Consider the following 15,988-nt stretch of genomic DNA (forward strand, 5'->3'; position numbering starts at 1 on the left):
GGCGGAAATCCATCAGGGCTAGAGGCATCGATGATACCTCATAAAAAGCCGAATATATGGCTGCAATGTACTCTATTTCAACGATCTAAATTGTCTTGCAATCGGAGAGGGTCCATATATGGTATAATTACCTATCCTTAATAGCATTAAGTTAATGATAGGTAATTACATAGATTTCAGGGCTCAATCAAACTTTTGATCTGTATACGCTTATTTTTTCTATGTAATTATTAGAATACGTATTTAATGGTTTGTAATAACTAAACTGTTGGTTTGAAAATAAGTGACGTACCATTGATACAGTGAAGAATCTGTTTATTTATATAAAGTATATGGCCTAAATGACTACCACAACGTCGGCAATGAGACTCCATTACTTTATTTGCTTTAGGCTCGCCACGACTGTAATGTGTGAACAAATCTATCCCCATGAGTACTGTATCAGGCTTGCTATGTCTGAAGAAAACCCACCCTTTATCCAAAACAGTTTTCTCTTTTGATTCATAAACAGTTAATTCACAGCCTTTACAGTGGTATAAACCCTCACGTTTTTCTTTCCAAAGTGGGCTACTTTTTGCTTCTTCTGTTTCACCTTCTCGAAGGATGGTAAATTCAGCTTCAGTTAGGCGTTCCTTCCATTCTGCATCTGTATAATTAACTTCATATGTATAATCTTCACTCGTACTGACTTGGTCAGTCGTCGCTTTAGTTGTGGGCTCTGCTGCAAACGCTTTAGTCGCTATTTGGCTGACCGCGACGACTGCTGAGCTAGTTAGAAACTTTCGTCTTGTAATATTTATTTTCATCATTATTCTCCATTTTTAACTTTGTTTTTTTATAAATCAAACATAGAAATGTATTATTTCTAAAAAGCTTAGTCGAAATTTAATTACTTACCTATAATTTTAATGCTTTTTTGTTCTATAAGCATCGTATTTTTCTAAAGCCTGTTGAAGCATAAGAAGCATTAATAGGTTTTATATATATGCATATTGGCTATTAAGATAACGCAGTCGTGCTTTTCTTTGTCATTGTAGTCTCATATTTGTAAGCATAATTTGCTGAGATCTTACACAATGTTTTTTCTACTTAAATAATCAACTGATTTTTATCATAAAATTAATTCTTTCTGTCCAATTAGCTCTGTGCAATTCAGATTGCTTTCGCATAATGGCTGTTTTGAATTGTTTGATTATTCTTCATAAATTTTATACACCTTTAAAAAAGACTAAAGGTAGTTTATTAAAGACCGTTGAGTATAGTTATAAATTTCATATTTTTTACATGTACCACTTTTATTTTCAAAGTCGCATTTAAGATGAAGGTTTTTTTAGAAATATTAATGACGTTTATCATTATTTAACATTTAATTTTAGAGAATAGCTTTAAAAAATTAACATGAATTAATAGGCTTAAGCTATTTTAATTCAAAACGAAAATTATTATAAATTAACTTCATACGGTGATGCGGAAGTTCAATAAAAAAGCACTAAAGTAAACTAAGGTATTGTTTTAATAATTGATGTTGCTGAATTTTTTGTTGGATCTGTATACGTTGTTGTCGAACAATTATCTACCATAGGTGTTATGGCATTTACTGTCGAATAAGGTGCTGAAGTAAGTTCTGCTCATTTAGAAAAAGATTATGTAGATTTTTCTACTGTAAATTGAGAGACGCTAACTTTTCATAAATAATGCTTTATTTATAATGCTTTATTTATAATGGTTTAAGTATTGGTAGTGGTTTTGAGACGATGATAAATAGTATAGACACAGATCATTAGTTTCAATTCAAGTGTAAAGTATAAAACCGATTATACTAATACTGTTTTATTTATGTAAGTTATTGATTTAAATTGGTGTGATGATGTTTTCGATGATGGGCGCACTAAAGTTCAAGTTTTTAATTTAGAAGCTAATTATGCAAGAACTTACTTTTTATATAAGTTACATAGAACAATGTTTATAAAAAATGGGGTTGATTATCTTGATCTAGTTGATATTTAACAATTAGATAAAACAACTTTTATGCGGGTTGTTCTGTTACAGATGGTTTAGAAAAAGTTAATCGCTACTTTGTTAATGTGGTTTACACATTTAATAACAATGTAACGACTTATATTAAAATCGCCAGTGGTGGTTCAAGTTTTGGTTATGTGGACCTGTATTTAACTAAGTCTTAATGTAACTAAATATTTTTTTAATAAAGCCTTATGTATCATAAAGCTTGATATACCATCAAAAAATTGAAAACCTTTATTTAATACTGTTATCTACTTCGCTTACTTTTTCCTGTTATTTCTAATTTTATTTCATTTTCTCTGTCGTTTTAACATTATCTATTTAACTCATTTGTTTATATTGTTACCTATACCTCATTATGTGTATTTTTCATTTCTAAAAATAATGTAAATGCTTATTTTTTATGTTATTTTGATGTTGTTGTGGTTATCCAGTTCTCTTTTGATTTTTGAGGTATTTATGAGTTTTGTTGAAAAAGTTGTAATGGCGTCAGAAGGGCCTTCCTTTTCTAAGCTAATTCAAGGTTATTGGCGTCTAAATGATTGGGGAATGTCACCTCAGGCTCGTTTAACTTTTTTGAAGCAACATGTCGAATTAGGTATTAGCACTGTTGATAACGGCGCTATTTATAAAAATAGTGAAGTGCTATTCGGTGAAGCATTAAAGTTAGACCCTAGTATGCGTGATAAAATTGAAATTATTTCTAAGTTTGGCATTAACGGAATTACGCCTGCACCAGGAGAAAAGCGTGTTTCGCATTATGACAGTAGTAAAGCTGCTATTATCACTTCTACAGAGAATTCATTACGTCGATTAGGTGTTGAAAAACTGGATGCATTATTAGTGCATCGACCTGATTTCCTAATGCATGCAGATCAAGTTGCTTCTGCTTTTTATGAATTAAAACGATCAGGCAAAGTCGATCACTTTGGCGTATCAAATTTTACACCCTCACAATTTTCTCTTTTACAATCTCGCTTAGATAAACCTTTAATTACAAACCAAGTTGAAGTAAATCAAATGAACACTGAGAACATCGAAAATGGCGTCTTAGATCAATTACAAGAATATCGAGTACGTCCGATGGCATGGTCATGCTTAGCTGGTGGGGTTATTTTTAATGATCAAAGTCCTAAAATTTCACGTTTATGTCGTTGTTTAAATGAAGTTGCTAAGGAAATGGGAGCTACCGCTATCACACAAGTCATGTTTGCTTGGGTACTTAAACATCCATCAAAACCAGTTGCATTAATTGGCTCAGGTAAAATTACACGTGTGCATAATGCGGTTGCTGCATTAACATTGAAGATGAGCACTGAGCAGTGGTATCGCATTTGGGTTGCATCTAAAGGTTCGCCTGTTCTATAAATAACGATATCGTATTTAGTTAGTTTTGCGTCGTTCAAGGCGAATGATTGAAGCAATAATGGGTTATTGATAGAAAATTTAACGCAGAAATCCGCGGAAATAGCGGCATTGTATCGCTTTGCTTATTCAGAACGGAGGTTACTTAAACAAGTTCGATTAATAGTTTTACTGCAAATAACAATAGAACTAATCCCATCACTCGATCAAACCAATGGCCATGATTTAAGAACTTTTTTCTGACAGATTGCTGTGAAAATAGAAAAGACACTAAACAGAACCAAGCCGCCGTTGTCACAATGATCCATAATCCATAAAGTGATTGCACAGCAAGTGGTGTATTAGCGCTTACTACCGTAGTGAAAATAGCTAAGAAAAACAGGGTCGCTTTAGGGTTTAATACATTGGTCATAAAGCCAACCATAAACGCCTTCTTCTGATGTTTTTTGTTGTTATCAAGTGCGATAGATGACGATTGATTTGGTTTGGCTTTACTGCGTAATAAGTTAACGGCTAAATAAAGCATATAAGCCGCGCCTAATATCTTCGCTATCATCATTAAAGTCGTTGATTGAGATATCAAAATTCCCACGCCTAAAAGGGTGTATAGCACATGCACCGATATGCCTGCTCCTATCCCTAAACTGGTTATTATCGCTGTTTTACGACCAAAGCTAATACTTTGTCTCAGCACAATTGCAAAGTCTGGTCCTGGGCTCATTACTGCGAGCAGATGAATGATAGTTAACATAATAAATTCTTGAAAGTAGGGCATATTTCACTCTTAAGGCTAATTGATGAGGAGGCATTGAATCGATTATGATAACGTGTCTTTAATTATTTTCATAAGGTTAAATCATGACGTCAGTGACGAAATTCCCAGTACCTTTACTAGGCTTTGCTGCCTTTAGTGGTACGGGTAAAACAAGCCTAATCGAGCAGTTAATCCCTTTGTTGATTGAACAAGGTTTACGTATCGCTTTGGTGAAACATAGCCATCATGACATTGAAATGGATAAACCTGGAAAAGACAGTTATCGCTTACGTAAAGCGGGTGCTTCGCAAGTTGTATTAGCCGGGACACATCGTTCAATTTGCTTTCATGAACATGAGCAAGCACATGATAGTCAGTTAAATGAACAGCTCGCCTTATTAAATACAGATTGTTTAGATCTAGTGCTGGTGGAAGGTTATCGTGACCACGCTTTTCCTAAAATAGAGTTACACCGTAATGTGTTAGAAAAGCCATTTATATATCCAAACGATAGTAATATTATTGCTTTGGTGTGCGACCAATATGTTGACGCGGGTGATTTACCACTCTTTGACTTTACGCAATTACAATCGATGGTCACTTTTATTTTGCAACAGGTTATCGCTGTGCATAAAAGCGGGTCGATATAAAATAAGTAATTGGGTTGTTTCTCTCTTTCTCTATTTCTTTATTATTCTATACATCTATTTTTCTATACACGCGAAAGAAAGTGAGCCGGATAAATTTTAACTAAGTGTATTTGAGAAGAATATAGTTAAGGTTAATAAAGTTAAGTGGCTCATTTGGCGTTAAACCATCTTTGAGAAAATCATTTCGAGAAGGTTACGCTCAAAAAATTACCGCAAAGCAAAAGCTGATATTAAGCGTTGTTGGCAGTTCTCTTCTGGCAATTGTTGGCGTGACTTACCGAGCAAGTAGTTTTCTTTAAAAGTTGAAAATAATAACGTTAATAGATGCGCATTATCTATCTCACCTAAGCTATCTAACACTAAACTCGCTACTTCAGCGGTCGCTAATTGGTTGTCTTTAGTCGCTTTACGCATAATGTATTGCGATAGTTTTTCTGGTGAAAAAGACAAAACAGGGAATGCATCTAAGTATGGGCTTTTACGAAACATCTTCTTAGCTTGTGCCCACGTACCATCCAATAAAATAAACAATGGTCGTTTATCTTCATTTAAATGAGAAGCAATAGGCGATGACATTAATGTTCTCTCTGCTGTGGCATATTCAGCCGGAAATATAACGATCGGTTGCCATGTTGGGTCGGCTAATAACGCTAACATAGTTGGATTCGGTTCAGTACGAGACCAAATATAAGCGTGTGTGCCGGGAATAAGGTCTGCAATTAAGCGTCCTGTATTACTTGGCTTTAAGATCTCATCGTCATACATCAATAATAGAAATGCACTTTGGCTCTCGACCGTTTGCTTGATTGAGCATATACATAAGTAGGGTAATAACATGCAATGCTTACAGCGTGGAATACTTCCGCCACGGGCTAAAAAAGGGCGAGTGCTTTGACTTAAACGGTGATCGTATAGTGTATGAACGGCATGAATTCGCATAATTAACTCTGTTATTAAGAGGGGGGATTATACCCATCACCATTCAAGATGCAAAAATCAGCAAGTCGTGAGGTCAACAGATTCTAGGCATAAAGGTAAAGATCTAACGGGTTAAATTGAGACTTTATTCATTATACCAATCACACTAATTAACTGATCTATTTTACTGGTTAAAATAACTTATTTCTTCGTTGTAAATTTCGTAAATGGAACAACCATTTAGCTCAATTTACGCCTTAAACTAAGTCATTTTTCCTGCGCAAAATTTAGAACACTTATTTAATGTAATCGGTATTACTATGACAGGACCTGCCTCACAACTGCCCTGTGGGTCGAAAAATAGAAAACCAATACTAGGTGTAACATTCGATAAGAGCTCGCCATTAGCATAATGTAATGTCTTGCCTTAGTGTCCGAGTTAGCGACTGAATAATTTATATTGTTTCGTCACGGGTATAGATGCAAAAAAGTGACTATAAAGAACAGGTTAACTGTGTTTATTAAGCATCATGAGGGGAATAGGTGGTGTAAGAAGTAGAATAAAAAAGGGATGATATTAATCATCCCCTTCGATTTCATTTTGTTAGTGCTTAGTTTATTGGATGACGTTTACTGTTGATGTGATGGTAAGTCATTACTTTCAAATGAATCTGCAAACTCGTGGTTACGGTCACGGTGTTGTGCTTCATCTTCACGAATACGCAATACAACATCACGTAACAATGCATCTTGTGGCAACTTATAATAGTCTTTAGCAATTTTAGGCGCAGCAACATTTTCAACAACACCTTCATCTATTTTATCTAGAAATTCGGTATAGCTTTTACAGGCTTCTTCTTCAAAATAACCGACGACTCTGTGTGCTGTTTTAGACGATAAAATATATAAAAAAGTGTACACAAAGAGAAACGCGCCTTGCCCTAATAATACTAATGTACGTTCAATCCATGTCGGTTTAGCAATGTCTAAAAATATCATTAAATGCATGCGTTCATTTTCAGCTTCATCTAATAATTCTCGCACCCATCCTTCGTCATCACGCATACGACGCAATGCTTTTAAGTGGTTGAGCATACCTGCGACCATACCTGGTACAGCGGCAATCGTTTCTAAGATAACGGCACGTTTAGCGTACTTAGTGCCGTAAAAAAGGTTTAGTGTGAATTTCAATACCTGAGTGATTTTATAGGCGATAGACTCAGACATTTTACTTGGCTTTTGGTGCAGCAATTCAAAGTTTGACATAGTATCTCTCTCAGTAAGTTAAAAGTAATTCTACTGATAAATTAATACTAAATGTGATCTGGGTCAATGCATGTTCAGGTTGAAAAAAAGCTGATTTTTGTCATGTAAACAACCATTAACAAGTCTGGAAATAGTCCATTAACATTTGTGAATGATTTTGCATTTTAACTAATTGAAATAGGCTCTATTGTTCGCTATTTGTTAGTGTTTTGTAATTAAATTACTTTTTCAATAATAAAAATTATTGACGTAAAATTGACTTAATATGTTTAGGTTTACCATCAAAATAAAGATTTTTATCTTTTAAATTGGATATTTAGCTGTTTGAGTAAATATTTTGATGCAAGAAAAAGATGATATTTACATTTACTAAAATGAAATAAGGTGGCGGTAATAGCATTAGTTTAGATTCCGTGTCATGGTGGAGACGGTAATAAGAATCTATTTCTTAATTAAGAAGGGAGTGATGACTTGAATTCAATAACGAATATTCCAGATGATTTTGTGCATTATAAAACGACACCTCTATTTACTAAAAGTAATATCCCTAAGTTGTTCTTATTTGAACACAATACAAAGGCAGGCGTGTTTGGGAAAATATGTGTATCCTTCGGGCGTTTAAAGTTTTACGGCTTTAGTGAACGACGTGGGCTGATAGAACAAGAAATTGTTGTCCTCGCTGGTGAGTGTGCAATTTCACCGCCTGAGTATTGGCATAAAGTAGAGTTCTTAACTGATGAGACCGAATTTAAAGTAGAATTTTATGCACATAAAGATTCTGACACTGTTAAACAAAATTTATCAGAAAGAAACGCATGATTTAACGGTTATGTTTAACTTTCATGATTGAGAAAAACTATTAGCAACAATTATAAACAACAACTATTAACAATAACTATTAACAACACAGAAATAGAAATGAGAATGTAATGGCTGAGAAAAAACGTATTTATATCGCTTATACTGGTGGCACAATTGGTATGAAACCCTCTAAAAATGGGTTTATTCCCGTTGCTGGTTATTTGTCTGAAACGATTAAAAATATGCCTGAGTTCTATCATCAGGATATGCCTGAATTTGAAATACATGAATATGAACCATTGATTGATTCTGCTGATATTTCACCTCAAGCATGGCAAGTTTTAGCGACTGATATTCAACAGAAGTATCAAGAGTTTGACGGGTTTATCATATTACATGGCACAGATACCATGCCTTATACGGCATCGGCATTATCATTTATTTTTGAAAGTTTAAGTAAGCCTGTAATTATTACTGGCTCACAAATACCACTTTCACAGTTACGTTCAGATGCACGCGCTAACCTATTAAATTCTTTGTACATCGCTGCCCATCATCCTATCAATGAAGTGTGTATTTTCTTTAATAACCAGTTATTTAGAGGGAATCGTACAACTAAGCAACATGCTGATGGGTTTAGTGCTTTTGTTTCGCCTAATTATCCTGTGTTATTAGAAGCGGGAATAGAAATTAAAAATGTTGCCGGTAAAAAACAGAAAACTGTTAATACGCGTTTAACCATTGGCTCGATTGAGAAACAATCGATTGCTATTTTGCACCTATTCCCAGGGTTAGACTGGCAAGTGTTGGACAACTTATTAAAAAGCCCACTACAAGCGTTAGTGCTATTAACTTATGGCGTTGGTAATGCACAGCAAGATCCGCAATTATTAAGTACCTTAAAAGAGGCAAGTGATCGCGGTATTCTCATTGTTAACTGTAGCCAATGTTTAAAAGGCAGCGTTAATATGGAAGGCTATGCAACAGGGCATGCATTAAGTGAAGTAGGCGTGATCAGCGGGTTAGATATGACCACAGAATCAGTGATTGCTAAGTTACATTATCTCCTTAGCCAAGACCTAAGCTATAAAGTAGTGAAAGAGTTACTCACTACTGATTTACGTGGTGAATTAACGATTGCTGTTTAACCGCCATATTGAATAGCTGTTATTTCATGGTTTTTAACTTTAGGGCAATAACTCCAACACTTCTTTTAATAAGCCTGCTTTAATAGGCTTTCTTTAATACGTTATTTTAATACGTGAAGATAATCGTGACCATCGCCCTAACTTAATTTTCACTTATTATTAGCATTGTCTTGTTTTTCAACGTCTCAATTTCTAAAGGTCTCAATTAAGGTATCGATCATTTCCTGTGCGGCAATCGAAAGTGGGATTTTAGCTTTTGTGATGATGCCCACATGACGAGAAATTATTGGCTGTGAAATCGGTAAACAAATGGCGCCTTGCTCACGCATTTGCGCCTCACATAATGCAGGGACAACAGCGACTCCTAACCCCTGAGAGACCATTTTCCCTACGGTTGCTAATTGGTGAGCATCAAAAGCAACATGTAATTCCATTCCTTCTTTCGCTAACGCCATTTCTATTAAATTACGTACACTGGAAGGTTTTTGTAAGGTGATAAACTCACATTCAAGTATCTGTTTCCATGTGAGTTCTTTCTCATTTTTGAGCGAACAATTCTGATGAGTCACTGCAATAAAGCGATCATTAAACAAGGCTTGAAAGTTTAAATCTTGTGTATTTTCTGGCTCAAAAGAAATGCCCATTTCAATATTTCCAGAACGTACCATTTCCACAACTGTATCCGTTAATACATCGTGAATTTCGATGCTGATATTGGGGTTTTTTTGTCGATAATTCATCAACACTTTTGGTAATAAAGAGGCTGCAAAAGAGGGCATTGCCGCCAGTGCTATTTTCCCTCTATCTAATGTAAATCTCTGTTTTAGCTCATTTTCTACCGCATCCCATGAGGCAACTAAGGTCTTAGCCATGGACAATAGTTGTTGCCCTTCTGCCGTCAATAAAGTGCTTCTTGTTGTGCGAGTAAATAGACGCCCACCTAAAGAGTCTTCTAAGCTCTTAATCGACAAACTTACTGCGGGTTGTGACATGTGTACAAGGTTGCCTGCTTCGGCAAAACTTTGGGTCTGTGCGACGGCTAAAAATATACGAAGTTGTTTTACATTCATAACAAAACCAAATTAATAGATAAAAATAATAAATTTATTTAATGAATGAGTATGGGGCACACTGATAAAAATTAAAATGACATTGTATTTAAAGGTGGATCTATGGCTGGTTTTGACAAAGTAGTGACAACATATGAAGACGCTATGAGTGGTTTACAAGATGGTATGACCGTACTCGCTGGTGGCTTTGGTTTATGTGGTATTCCTGAAAATCTGATTGCTGAAATTAAACGTCTACAAACAAAAAATCTAACTATCGTATCGAACAATTGTGGTGTCGATGGTTTTGGTTTAGGGATTTTGTTGGAAGACAAACAAGTAAGCAAGATGGTGTCATCTTATGTAGGTGAAAATGCCTTGTTTGAAAAGCAACTATTAAACGGTGAGCTAGATGTTGAGTTAACACCACAAGGTACTTTAGCTGAAAAAATGCGTGCCGGTGGCGCAGGTATTCCCGCATTTTATACGGCAACCGGTGTTGGTACGCCAGTCGCAGAAGGTAAAGATACGCGTTTCTTCAACGGACGTGAATATTTGTTAGAAGAATCAATCACCGGTGACTTTGCGATAGTGAAAGGGTGGAAAGCAGACCGTTACGGTAATGTAATTTATCGTCATACGGCACAAAACTTTAATCCATTAGCTGCCACCGCAGGAAAAATAACCGTGGTTGAAGTGGAGGAGTTAGTTGAAGTAGGCGAACTTGACCCTGCTCATATCCATACTCCTGGTATTTATGTTGACCGCGTGATTGTTGGTACGTTTGAAAAGCGTATTGAAAACCGTACAACAAGCGAATAATGCTTTTGTAGTTAGATATAAACTGAGTTCAAGACATATTTAGTCCAATACATATTTCGTTCAATACTTAATTCAATACATGCTTAGTTCAATGCATATTTATAGGTGATTTTATGGCACTTTCTCGAGATCAAATGGCCATTCGCGTGGCACGTGAGTTACAAGATGGTTACTACGTTAATTTAGGAATAGGTATTCCAACATTAGTGGCTAACTTTATACCGGACGGTATGGACGTGATGTTGCAATCTGAAAATGGTTTATTAGGGATGGGGATGTTTCCTAGTGAAGCGAATGTGGATGCAGACATGATCAATGCAGGTAAACAAACCGTAACAGCAGTATCTGGCAGTTCTATTTTTTCATCAGCAGAGTCTTTTGCCATGATCCGTGGTGGTCATGTTGATTTAACCGTATTAGGTGCTTTTGAAGTGGATGTGAGTGGCAACATCGCCTCATGGATGATTCCCAATAAGTTAATAAAAGGCATGGGTGGCGCAATGGATTTAGTGGCGGGTGCCGACAACATTATTGTCACCATGACCCACGCTTCTAAAGGCGGTGACTCTAAATTATTAGAGGTTTGTTCATTACCCTTAACAGGTAAAGGCTGCATTAAAAAAGTCTTAACTGATTTAGCTTGGTTAGAAATTGAAAATGGGGCTTTTGTTTTAAAAGAACGAGCACCGGGTGTGTCGATAGAAGAAATTCAAGCTAAAACTCAGGGACGTTTAATTGTGCCTGACCATGTCCCTGAGATGGTGTTTTAAGTTATCAGTTATTTTCAGTAAAGCAGTTATTTTTAGCGAAGCTGTTATGTCTAGTAAAAGAGTTATTTTGAGTAAAGAGGTCATTATGGAAATTGTTATTGTTGCTGCGGGTCGTTCACCTATTGGGGCTTTTAACGGTGCCTTATCGTCATTAAGCGCAGTGGAATTAGGCCGTCAAGTGTTAGCGTCGATGCTATTAAAACAACCTATTTTAAAACAACATATCGATGAAGTTATTTTAGGGCAAGTGCTAACCGCGGGCTGTGGTCAAAACCCTGCTCGTCAAACGGCGGTACATGCTGGGCTCGCTCATTCAGTTTCTGCCATGACCATTAATAAAGTCTGTGGTTCAGGCCTAAAAGCAGTCCAGCTCGCCGCACAAGCAATAGCCAATGGTGATGCTGAAATGGTGGTTGCTGGTGGACAAGAAAGTATGAGTCAAGCTGCACACGTTTTACCACAAAGCCGACATGGCAAAAAAATGGGTAACTGGTCGTTAGTCGATACCATGGTAAGTGACGGTTTATGGGATGCATTTAACGATTATCACATGGGACAAACGGCTGAAAATATTGCTGAACGCTGGCAGTTTACACGCAGTGAGCAAGATACCTTTGCAGCGCAATCACAACAAAAAGCCGCACAAGCACAAGCCGCAGGGCAATTCGTTGAAGAGATTGTCCCTATTAGTATTCCTCAACGTAAAGGTGAGGCGATTATTGTTGATCAAGACGAGCAAATTCGTCCTAACAGTAGCGTAGAGGGTTTAGCTAAGTTACGTCCTGCTTTTGCAAAAGATGGCACAGTGACGGCGGGTAACTCATCAACGCTTAACGACGGTGCGGCGATGGTGATCGTCACCTCTAAACAAAAAGCACTGGCATTAGGGTTACCAATATTAGCAACCATTACAGCTTCAGCAAGTGCGGGTGTAGCGCCGGAAATTATGGGTGTTGGCCCAATCGAAGCGACTAAAAAAGCACTGATTAAAGCGGCATGGACAATTGATGACTTAGAGGTTGTAGAAGCGAATGAAGCCTTTGCCGTACAAGCGATGACGGTCAATAAAGAGCTTAAGCTAGATACCAACAAAGTGAATGTTAACGGTGGAGCAATTGCATTGGGTCACCCCATTGGTGCATCAGGTTGTCGTATTTTAGTGACTCTAATACATGAAATGAAGCGCAGGGAATTGAATAAAGGATTAGCTACGCTTTGTATCGGTGGCGGAATGGGCGTCGCGATGTTGTTGTCCCGCTAAATACATCGATTCAGCTTATTCGCGTTATTGAGTATGTCTTAACGCGAATAAGTTATTGCTGAAGAGTGTCGTCAGAAAGCTATTTTTTCAGAAAAGGTCGCTTTTAAAGCCAGTATTAGAAAGTCATTGTTAGAAGATCATTCTTAGTAATATAAAGTATGAAAGCACTGAAAAGTAATAAAACTCTTAGTTCAAGATCAGTTTTTAATTCAATTGTCGGTCGTTATTTTAACTGCCACGACATTCTTAGTAATTAGCTATCAATAGTTATTAATCAGCAATCAGCATAAGCAGTAATACAAATAAAATGTCGAATTCTATCAACGCAACTAATGGCGTTTTATTAGCGATCCTCGTTAATAGATCGTCAATACGCTAACAACATATAATAAGGAAATTGTTATGAATACCAACGTAGCACAACTCAGTCTATTACAAAGATTAAGCAAGTTTTTTGTGACGCTACTTCAGCGTTATCTCCCTGATCCCTTTATTTTTGCGATTGTATTAACCTTAGTGGTGTTTGTATTAGTGATGCCAAGTACAGGGCAAAGTCCAATACAAGTTGTTGATGCTTGGGCTGGTGGTTTTTGGAAACTATTAACCTTCTCAATGCAAATGGCAATGGTGGTGGTGACTGGGCATGCGATGGCGAGTGCACCTGCGTTTAAAAGTAAATTAGCGGTATTGGCTAGTATTGCTAAAACACCGAACCAAGCCATTTTATTAGTGACCTTTATTAGTGCGATCGCTTGTTGGATCAACTGGGGATTTGGTTTGGTAGTTGGTGCTATCTTTGCTCGTGAAATTGCGTCACGCGTAAGGGGCGTTGATTACCGCTTATTAATTGCTTCTGCGTATAGCGGATTTTTATTTTGGCATGCAGGGTTATCAGGTTCGATTCCTTTAGCCTTAGCAAGTGGTACTAACTTGAGTGCTGTGACTAATGGTGCGGTGACGTCACCTATTCCAACTTCTGAAACGATTTTCTCGACCATGAATTTGACAATTCTTGCGGTGATGTTAATTACTATTCCAATTTTGAATCGCTTAATGCATCCCGTTGGAAAGGATATTATCACCATTGATGCACAGTTATTAAAAGAACAAGCTGTGCTGCAAGCTAATGGGCAGGGTAAAGAGTCAAAAGGCAAAAACTTTCAAGGTAAAGAGTTACAGGCTGAAGCGTTAAACAATCAAGAATCGGAATCTAAGGAAAAAATGACGCCTGCCGAACGTCTTGAAAATAGTCGTATTTTATCATTGTTATTAGGTGCGATGGGGTTCACTTATATTATCTATTACTTTATTAACAATGGCTTTGCACTTAATCTTAATATTGTTAATTTCACTTTCTTATTCTCTGCAATTTTATTGCATGGTACGCCTAAAAGCTTATTAAACTCTGTCTCTCAAGGTGCTAAAAATTGTTCGGGGATCTTATTACAGTTTCCGTTCTACGCAGGCATCATGGGTATGATGACAGCAACTGGTGATTCAGGATCTTCACTGGCGGGTATTATCTCTGCAGGATTCGTATCTATTTCAAATGAGACTACTTTCCCTGTTTTTACTTTCTTAAGTGCAGGTATTGTTAACTTCTTTGTACCGTCTGGTGGTGGTCAATGGGCAGTTCAAGCACCGATTATGATGCCAGCGGGCGCTGCATTAGGCGTTGATGCTGCGAAAACAGCAATGGCAATAGCTTGGGGTGATGCATGGACTAATATGATCCAGCCATTTTGGGCTTTACCTGCGTTAGCAATCGCAGGTTTAGGGGCTAAAGATGTAATGGGGTATTGTATTATGGCGTTATTCGGTTCGGGCGTGATTATTTCACTTGGCTTGTTAGTGTTTTAATTAAGCCATTTACTCATTAAAACATTAAATCACTAACCTATGTCTACGGCGTTAAATTAGTTTATAAGCTTTAGTTTTAGCTTTTAACGTTGTAGGCATGATCAATCACTAACAACCAATCTCCAATAAACAATCACTAATAATTAATATTAAAAGTTGAGCATTAAACAAGCTACGATCTGTTTTTTATTGTTCTGTTATTTTGTATTTTATTATTCGGTATTAACTGCACCTTCATTGAAGGTACCTTGCATTAAGTGTGCAGTTACAAACTCAGTGAATACTTTTAAGCGAGAGGGCATGTATTTATTTTGTGCATATTGCATTGCTATCACACCTGCGTAATTACCTTTAATTTCCCAATCCGAAAGCACGTCAACCACTTCATTTTTTTGTAGTGCATTTTTAATCACAAAGTCAGGGAAGATGCCAATCCCAAAACCATCTTTAACACCATTTAAACGCATCTGAGAATGATTGACGGCATAGCGTCCAGAAACAGCGATTACATGCCTTTCCTCTTTTTTCATAAACTCCCATATATGGTCGATGGCCGTTTCACCTAAATACAAACAATCATGCTCTGACAATTGTTGTGGATGAGTCGGGCAGCCTCTGTTTTTTATATAGTCGGGGCTTGCACAGAGTTTTAAATGCACCTTACCGATCTCTTTCATTATCAACCCTTCAGAGGGTTTATCGGTTAAGCGAAATACCACATCAATGCCTTGCGCTATCATATCGATATCACCGTCTGACGCTCTTAGCTTTAACTGAATTTTTGGGTATCTAGTTAAAAAAGGAGTGACTAGTGGCTGCAATACAATAGTTAAAAATGCTTTTGGTGCTGCAACGGTTAACGTTCCAGAAGGCACGGTATGTTCTAAACTAGAGATATCAATGGCCTGTTGAGCGGCTTCAACAATGATCGTTGATTGTTGGTATATTTTTTTACCCGCGTCGGTGATCAATAAGCGACGCGTGGTTCGCTCAAACAACTTTACCGATAGTGCACTTTCTAAACGCGTAATCAATTTGCTTAAAGCGGAAGGTGTTACCCCTAGCTTTTTGGCTGCCGTTGTAAAGCTTCCTTCATTCACCACAACAATAAAAGTGGCTAAATCGGGTAATAAAGTAATTAGTTTATTTGTGACCATGATTCACCAATGGTTTTCCATTTTATAGGCTAATAGTTGTAATCGGTTTCAATTAGAATCTGTTTATTCGATTTTATTATACTTTTTATCAATAACATTTATATGTCGCATTCTTTATAAAAGGATTCTTTATAAAGAAAAATAA

Annotated in this window: 14 protein-coding genes; 8 read left to right on the forward strand and 6 right to left on the reverse strand. The window is 36.8% G+C overall.

Features of this window, described 5'->3' with window-relative positions; genetic code table 11:
• Positions 1 to 260: 260 nt before the first annotated feature.
• The gene (locus SP041_RS14720) at positions 261 to 809 is read right to left on the reverse strand and encodes a peptide-methionine (R)-S-oxide reductase (RefSeq protein ID WP_081695453.1); all 549 of its coding nucleotides are present in this window, start codon (positions 807 to 809) and stop codon (positions 261 to 263) included.
• Between the two features lie 1,672 nt (positions 810 to 2,481).
• On the opposite strand from SP041_RS14720, the gene SP041_RS14725 reads away from it, so the two are divergent.
• Positions 2,482 to 3,390, forward strand: a complete 909-nt coding sequence (locus SP041_RS14725; protein WP_025566054.1) for an aldo/keto reductase — start codon at positions 2,482 to 2,484, stop codon at positions 3,388 to 3,390.
• Positions 3,391 to 3,532: 142 nt separating this feature from the next.
• Here SP041_RS14725 and SP041_RS14730 read toward each other — a convergent pair whose 3' ends face one another.
• Complete coding sequence (locus SP041_RS14730; protein ID WP_025566055.1) at positions 3,533 to 4,162, reverse strand: LysE family transporter; 630 nt, start codon at positions 4,160 to 4,162, stop codon at positions 3,533 to 3,535.
• A gap of 83 nt (positions 4,163 to 4,245) precedes the next feature.
• Between SP041_RS14730 and mobB the strand changes: the two genes are divergently transcribed.
• Complete coding sequence (gene mobB, locus SP041_RS14735) at positions 4,246 to 4,791, forward strand: molybdopterin-guanine dinucleotide biosynthesis protein B (protein ID WP_025566056.1); 546 nt, start codon at positions 4,246 to 4,248, stop codon at positions 4,789 to 4,791.
• A gap of 207 nt (positions 4,792 to 4,998) precedes the next feature.
• On the opposite strand, the gene SP041_RS14740 is transcribed toward mobB, so the two are convergent.
• The gene (locus SP041_RS14740; RefSeq protein WP_025566057.1) at positions 4,999 to 5,730 is read right to left on the reverse strand and encodes a tRNA-uridine aminocarboxypropyltransferase; all 732 of its coding nucleotides are present in this window, start codon (positions 5,728 to 5,730) and stop codon (positions 4,999 to 5,001) included.
• A gap of 609 nt (positions 5,731 to 6,339) precedes the next feature.
• A complete protein-coding gene (locus tag SP041_RS14745) occupies positions 6,340 to 6,975 on the reverse strand; it encodes an alternative oxidase (protein ID WP_025564678.1) in 636 nt (211 codons plus the stop codon).
• Between the two features lie 480 nt (positions 6,976 to 7,455).
• Here SP041_RS14745 and SP041_RS14750 point away from each other — a divergent pair, with 480 nt between their 5' ends.
• Together SP041_RS14750 and ansA are read left to right on the forward strand one after the other, a co-directional pair.
• Positions 7,456 to 7,794 carry a DUF1971 domain-containing protein gene (locus SP041_RS14750; RefSeq protein WP_025564677.1) on the forward strand — a complete coding sequence of 113 codons (339 nt, stop codon included), beginning with the start codon at positions 7,456 to 7,458 and terminating at the stop codon, positions 7,792 to 7,794.
• A gap of 110 nt (positions 7,795 to 7,904) precedes the next feature.
• Positions 7,905 to 8,924 (forward strand): asparaginase, encoded by a 1,020-nt coding sequence (gene ansA / locus SP041_RS14755; protein ID WP_025564676.1) that lies wholly within the window; start codon positions 7,905 to 7,907, stop codon positions 8,922 to 8,924.
• A gap of 185 nt (positions 8,925 to 9,109) precedes the next feature.
• Here the strand turns inward: ansA and SP041_RS14760 are convergent, their stop codons facing one another.
• Positions 9,110 to 9,994: a LysR family transcriptional regulator gene (locus SP041_RS14760; RefSeq protein WP_025564675.1), complete on the reverse strand. Its 885-nt coding sequence runs from the start codon at positions 9,992 to 9,994 to the stop codon at positions 9,110 to 9,112.
• A 102-nt stretch (positions 9,995 to 10,096) separates the two neighbouring features.
• On the opposite strand from SP041_RS14760, the gene SP041_RS14765 reads away from it, so the two are divergent.
• From SP041_RS14765 to SP041_RS14780, 4 genes are all read left to right on the forward strand, one after another.
• The gene (locus SP041_RS14765) at positions 10,097 to 10,795 is read left to right on the forward strand and encodes a CoA transferase subunit A (RefSeq protein ID WP_025564674.1); all 699 of its coding nucleotides are present in this window, start codon (positions 10,097 to 10,099) and stop codon (positions 10,793 to 10,795) included.
• 113 nt (positions 10,796 to 10,908) lie between these two features.
• The gene (locus SP041_RS14770; RefSeq protein WP_025564673.1) at positions 10,909 to 11,565 is read left to right on the forward strand and encodes a 3-oxoacid CoA-transferase subunit B; all 657 of its coding nucleotides are present in this window, start codon (positions 10,909 to 10,911) and stop codon (positions 11,563 to 11,565) included.
• 85 nt (positions 11,566 to 11,650) lie between these two features.
• Positions 11,651 to 12,826: an acetyl-CoA C-acetyltransferase gene (locus tag SP041_RS14775; protein WP_037049063.1), complete on the forward strand. Its 1,176-nt coding sequence runs from the start codon at positions 11,651 to 11,653 to the stop codon at positions 12,824 to 12,826.
• Positions 12,827 to 13,228: 402 nt separating this feature from the next.
• On the forward strand, positions 13,229 to 14,686 hold the full coding sequence (locus SP041_RS14780) for a short-chain fatty acid transporter (protein ID WP_025564671.1): 1,458 nt from the start codon (positions 13,229 to 13,231) through the stop codon (positions 14,684 to 14,686).
• Positions 14,687 to 14,898: 212 nt separating this feature from the next.
• Here SP041_RS14780 and SP041_RS14785 read toward each other — a convergent pair whose 3' ends face one another.
• The gene (locus SP041_RS14785; protein ID WP_025564670.1) at positions 14,899 to 15,843 is read right to left on the reverse strand and encodes a LysR family transcriptional regulator; all 945 of its coding nucleotides are present in this window, start codon (positions 15,841 to 15,843) and stop codon (positions 14,899 to 14,901) included.
• Positions 15,844 to 15,988: the final 145 nt, after the last annotated feature.

Source organism: Psychromonas sp. SP041, from assembly GCF_000470315.2.
Classification (GTDB): Bacteria; Pseudomonadota; Gammaproteobacteria; order Enterobacterales; family Psychromonadaceae; genus Psychromonas.

Bases quoted from the DNA above. Each gene is read 5' to 3' on its own strand.
- SP041_RS14720 (WP_081695453.1), bottom strand. From the start codon at position 809: ATGATGAAAATAAATATTACAAGACGAAAGTTTCTAACTAGCTCAGCA.
- SP041_RS14725 (WP_025566054.1), top strand. From the start codon at position 2,482: ATGAGTTTTGTTGAAAAAGTTGTAATGGCGTCAGAAGGGCCTTCCTTT.
- SP041_RS14730 (WP_025566055.1), bottom strand. From the start codon at position 4,162: ATGCCCTACTTTCAAGAATTTATTATGTTAACTATCATTCATCTGCTC.
- mobB (WP_025566056.1), top strand. From the start codon at position 4,246: ATGACGTCAGTGACGAAATTCCCAGTACCTTTACTAGGCTTTGCTGCC.
- SP041_RS14740 (WP_025566057.1), bottom strand. From the start codon at position 5,730: ATGCGAATTCATGCCGTTCATACACTATACGATCACCGTTTAAGTCAA.
- SP041_RS14745 (WP_025564678.1), bottom strand. From the start codon at position 6,975: ATGTCAAACTTTGAATTGCTGCACCAAAAGCCAAGTAAAATGTCTGAG.
- ansA (WP_025564676.1), top strand. From the start codon at position 7,905: ATGGCTGAGAAAAAACGTATTTATATCGCTTATACTGGTGGCACAATT.
- SP041_RS14760 (WP_025564675.1), bottom strand. From the start codon at position 9,994: ATGAATGTAAAACAACTTCGTATATTTTTAGCCGTCGCACAGACCCAA.
- SP041_RS14765 (WP_025564674.1), top strand. From the start codon at position 10,097: ATGGCTGGTTTTGACAAAGTAGTGACAACATATGAAGACGCTATGAGT.
- SP041_RS14770 (WP_025564673.1), top strand. From the start codon at position 10,909: ATGGCACTTTCTCGAGATCAAATGGCCATTCGCGTGGCACGTGAGTTA.
- SP041_RS14775 (WP_037049063.1), top strand. From the start codon at position 11,651: ATGGAAATTGTTATTGTTGCTGCGGGTCGTTCACCTATTGGGGCTTTT.
- SP041_RS14780 (WP_025564671.1), top strand. From the start codon at position 13,229: ATGAATACCAACGTAGCACAACTCAGTCTATTACAAAGATTAAGCAAG.
- SP041_RS14785 (WP_025564670.1), bottom strand. From the start codon at position 15,843: ATGGTCACAAATAAACTAATTACTTTATTACCCGATTTAGCCACTTTT.